The 260-nt window shown below is 73.8% G+C and carries 1 protein-coding gene; it reads right to left on the reverse strand.

All coding sequences use genetic code 11. The features are described from left to right. Window positions 1-260: hypothetical protein (locus tag J7357_RS21400; RefSeq protein WP_244667546.1), on the reverse strand; the 260-nt coding region annotated here is incomplete at both ends.

Here is a 260-nt window from a genome sequence, read left to right on the forward strand (position 1 = left end):
GCGGCGCCAGCGCGTCGTAGGCGGCTTCGAGGTTGCCGAGTTCGCGCAGCGCATCGACCTGGCGCAGCACGTAGCCGCTGCGCAGCGCCTGGTAGCGGCGCTGCTGTTCGGCGCTCATCTCGCTGTCGCGCAACTGGCGCAGGGTGGCGGCCAGTTCGGCGTCCTGGTGCGCGCGCAGCAGCACGCCGGCGTACTGCAGGCGCGCCTCGGTGGAGGGGTTCTGCGCGACCAGGCGCTGCGCCAGGGTCAGCGCGCGCTGA

This window comes from Xanthomonas sp. D-109, from assembly GCF_017746095.1.
Taxonomy (GTDB): Bacteria; Pseudomonadota; Gammaproteobacteria; order Xanthomonadales; family Xanthomonadaceae; genus Xanthomonas_A; species Xanthomonas_A sacchari.